3 protein-coding genes are annotated in these 4023 nt (G+C 57.6%); all 3 read left to right on the plus strand.

The window, feature by feature from the left end; all coding sequences use genetic code 11:
* The first annotated feature begins 621 nt into the window (after window positions 1-621).
* The 3 genes from hcp to ACP5E6_RS16780 all read left to right on the plus strand — a co-directional run bounded on the left by hcp (window position 622) and on the right by ACP5E6_RS16780 (window position 3905).
* Window positions 622-2289 (plus strand): hydroxylamine reductase, encoded by a 1668-nt coding sequence (gene hcp / locus ACP5E6_RS16770; RefSeq protein ID WP_427956076.1) that lies wholly within the window; start codon window positions 622-624, stop codon window positions 2287-2289.
* 74 nt (window positions 2290-2363) lie between these two features.
* Complete coding sequence (locus ACP5E6_RS16775; RefSeq protein ID WP_427956079.1) at window positions 2364-3386, plus strand: 2Fe-2S iron-sulfur cluster-binding protein; 1023 nt, start codon at window positions 2364-2366, stop codon at window positions 3384-3386.
* Window positions 3387-3416: 30 nt separating this feature from the next.
* Entirely contained in the window at window positions 3417-3905 is a 489-nt protein-coding gene (locus ACP5E6_RS16780; RefSeq protein ID WP_427956082.1) for an Rrf2 family transcriptional regulator, read from the plus strand.
* Window positions 3906-4023 lie beyond the last annotated feature (118 nt).

A 4023-nucleotide genomic window follows, 5' to 3' on the forward strand; every position in this document is an offset into this window, starting at 1 on the left:
CCTTAGCTTATTCTCCCCCGGAACCTGTCCAACCTTCCGGCACCACCGCAAAAGGCCTGCCGCTGATCGGCATGTGGGCGAAGATCCCAAAACCCCGCTCCGGCTATACGGTCAGGTGCATGCTCGCCTGCGCCAATCTCGCCGGGGCATAGGACTATCTTTCGCGATACGGCGCCAGTCTGGTCGAGAGCCGCACGACGATCACCTAGTGGGTCCGGGAGTACCGGATCCATTCGGTGCAGTTTAAGATCGCATACGCGATCACCGGTTGGGGAAAGCCGTACCCCCATCAAAGGTGACATCAAGTTCAGATCGATTGTACCAAATCGCAAGGGACACGAGCCGCCCATCTCAACCTGAAAATTTCCTTCACTCAACACACCCGCACCGAAGTTTAACAATAGACGGGGCATCTTCGGACCGCGGTGCACGAGGGTCGATCCAGCGCCTTTGGAATCTGAACGTTGAAATGAAGTGGCGACAAAAATTGCGCGCGCGGCGGCGCACTTGATTTATGTCAACGAGGGTAGACTCAAAAAGGGTCATATCACATTCACCTTTGAGTGGAACGGCAGGGGCTGGGTCAGGTCGAGGGCAATGGAAAGACCGGGAAATCGATTGATGTTTTGTTTTCAATGTGAACAAACGTTGCGCACCGATGCAGGTGCGGGTTGCGCGTCTGTCAAGGGCGTTTGCGGCAAGGACGAAGTTACCGCGGATCTGCAGGACGTACTGATCCATCAACTCAAAGGTATTGGCCAGTATCGCGTTCGCCTCGCGACACTGGGCGAGGTCGATGCACGCGCTGATCATTTCATTCGTTATGCATTGTTCACCACGTTGACCAATGTTAATTTCAATCGTGCACGCTTTGTGCCGATGATTGCGGAGGCGGCGCGGATCCGGGATAGGTTGCAACACGCTTACCAGGCTGCGGCGCTGTCCGCTGGAGTGGAGGCTGAAGTACTGCAGGGTCCGGCCACATTCATCCCCGCCGTCGATCTGGCGGAGCTGCTCGCGCAGGCGCAGACGATCGGCGTTCTGGCCGGAGCCGACGAGGTGGGGGCCGATGTCATTGGTTTGCGCGCACTGATCTTGTATGGGCTCAAGGGGGTGGCCGCCTATGCCCATCATGCCGACGTCCTCGGCGAAACCAGGCCGGTGATTGGACTCGGTATTGCTCATGCGCTCGATTTTCTGGCCAGCGACCCGGTCGATCTTGAAGCTTTGCTCAACGAAGCTCTTGCGCTAGGCACGCTCAATTTCACCGTGATGGAAGCGCTCGACGCGGCGAACACCGGCAGTTATGGTACACCGTCTCCGATCGAAGTGCGGACCACTGCGATCGCGGGCAAGGCGATTTTGGTTTCTGGACACGACCTCCGTGATCTGGCGGCGATACTGGAGGCAACAAAGAATACTGGCATCAATGTTTATACCCACGGGGAGATGTTGCCGGCACATGGGTATCCGCTGCTACGAGCCTATCCACATCTGGCGGGGAACTATGGTGGTGCATGGCAGAATCAACATCAGGAGTTTGCCGCGTTCCCTGGTCCGATCGTAATGACGTCGAACTGCCTGATCGAGCCGCAGCCGCTGTATCGCAATCGGATTTTCACGGCTGGGCCGGTTGGATGGCCGGGATTGCGCCATATCGAAGACGATAATTTCGGTGTTGTGGTGCAGGCTGCACGCGCCTTGCCGGGTTTTGCCAGTACGGAACCAGAACGTACCCTTACGGTGGGTTTCGGCCGCGATGCGGTGCTTGGGGTTGCAGAGCGAGTGATCGATGCGGTGAAATCAGGCGTTCTCAGTCATTTTTTTCTGATCGGAGGCTGCGATGGTGCCGCGCCGGGGCGTAATTATTACACTGAATTTGCGGAAGCGGTACCCGAGGATTCGATGGTGCTGACGCTGGGTTGCGGTAAATATCGGTTCAATACACATGAGTTCGGTACGATTGCCGGATTGCCGCGACTGCTGGATATGGGGCAGTGCAACGATGCCTACTCCGCCCTTGTGGTCGCGAAGGCGCTGGCCGGGGCTTTCGATTGCGACGTGAACGACCTGCCGCTCACGCTGGTGGTGTCGTGGTTCGAACAGAAAGCGGCAGCGGTGTTTCTGACGCTCCTCGCGCTGGGTGTACGCAACGTGCGGCTTGGGCCGTCGCTACCGGCTTTCCTGACACCGGCATTGCTCGATATCCTTGTTAGCCGGTTCGGCATTCAACCAATCACGACAGCACAGGCGGATATCGATGCGGCGCTGCACCGTCAGGCCGCCTGAACCCAACCGGCCGGGGTGGGCGATCTCGCTTGCCCCGCTCTTTCCCCGACCAGCTCTCGTTTATTAAGGTTACCATGCCCGAGATCACTTTATCGACCCGCGACGGAGCGCGTTTCGCGTTTACGTGTGCCACGACTGAAACACTGCTCGATGCCGCTGAAACCGCCGGTCTTTATCTGCCTGCCATGTGCCATGAGGGAACGTGCGGTGCCTGCCATGCACATGTCCGCGAAGGCGACTACACGCTAGGCACGATCGGTGAAGGTGTACTGCCCGATCGCGATGCTGGCGGGGTCCTGCTCTGCCGATGCCGTCCAGATGGGGATTTGCAGTTGGATCTGCCGTATGATCAGTCCGACATCCATCGACATCAAATTCCACGCCGGACCGCACGGGTTGAGGAGATCGCGCCTGCGGGTAGTGGCGCGGTAGCGCTCAAACTGGTTCTTGAGGCCGACGATGTGCTGGGTAATGCCGCTGATTTCACCCCTGGGCAGTATATGGAGGTATCTATCCCCGGTACCACCATTCGTCGCGCCTATTCGCTGGCCAACCTGCCAAATTGGGACGGACAGCTGGAGTTTCTGATCCGCCTGCAACCGGGCGGCGCATTTTCGTCTTGGCTCGCACAGGTCGCCAAACCGGGTGAGGTTTTGGAGCTGCGTGGTCCGCTCGGGCGTTTCATACTCGATGAAACCAGCGCGCGACCACGTTATCTGATTGGGGGCGGCTGCGGTTTTGCCCCGGTGCTTTCTATGCTGCGCCACCTGGCTGCGTTTCAGAACATGCAACCAACAACGCTGATTTTCGGTGTCAATCGTGAGGACGAACTTTTCGCGGTCGAGCAAATTGAGGAACTGCGTTCAGCGTTGCCGATGTTGACCGTGATGCTCTGTGTCTGGCATCCGCAACCTTCCTGGCAAGGGTTTGTCGGCACGGCGGCAGAGGCTTTGGCCGGATTGCTGACCCAATCAACAACCTTCCCAGACATTTATGTCTGTGGTCCACCCAAACTTGTCAGCACGGTGGTGGATGTAGCGCACAGTCAGGGGGTGCCGGCAAATCAGGTGTTCACTGAACAGGTGCAACCGCGTTGAAGCAGGTCTTAAATCGCGCTATCTACGACTATGCATCTGACACGGTTCACTGATTATGGGTTACGAACGCTGATCTACCTGGCGCTGGAACCAGATCGTGTGGCCTCGATTGCTGAGATTGCCGTAGCCTACCGGATCTCTGAAAGCCATATGACCAAGGTGATCAACGCTCTGGGCCGCGCCGGGCTGATCGAAACGCTGCGCGGGCGCAATGGCGGTATACGCCTTGTTCGTCCGGCGACGTCGATTGGTTTAGGAGAAGTTGTGCGCGCCACTGAACCAGAAATGGCCTTGGTGGAGTGTCTGAGTGGTGCGGACTGCGCGATCACCGATCTATGCCGATTGCGCCCGATCATGCAAGAGGCTGCTGCAGCTTTGCTTTATACGCTCGACCGCTACACCATCGCCGACATCGCTGGCCCGCGCAGCGCCGCACTACAGCGGCGGCTGGGGCTGACAACTTCGGCGATTAAAGGTAAAATCGGACCGGTCGACGCTTCAAATCCAGCTTCAGTATAACATGTGTTTAGGCCTATCAAGGTGAAGGGATTATGTCGCAAACACAAACGCGTACCGCAGAATGAGCACTAGTGTTCCGTCGCAGTGATTATGACTCGTTGATTGAGGGGGTGGGATA

Origin of the sequence: Acidiphilium sp. (genome assembly GCF_049977125.1) — a bacterium.
Lineage (GTDB): Bacteria > Pseudomonadota > Alphaproteobacteria > Acetobacterales > Acetobacteraceae > Acidiphilium.

What these genes read in the sequence shown, in the direction of transcription:
- ACP5E6_RS16780 (WP_427956082.1), top strand. Translation starts at nt 3,417, where the DNA reads ATGCATCTGACACGGTTCACTGATTATGGGTTACGAACGCTGATCTAC.
- hcp (WP_427956076.1), top strand. Translation starts at nt 622, where the DNA reads ATGTTTTGTTTTCAATGTGAACAAACGTTGCGCACCGATGCAGGTGCG.
- ACP5E6_RS16775 (WP_427956079.1), top strand. Translation starts at nt 2,364, where the DNA reads ATGCCCGAGATCACTTTATCGACCCGCGACGGAGCGCGTTTCGCGTTT.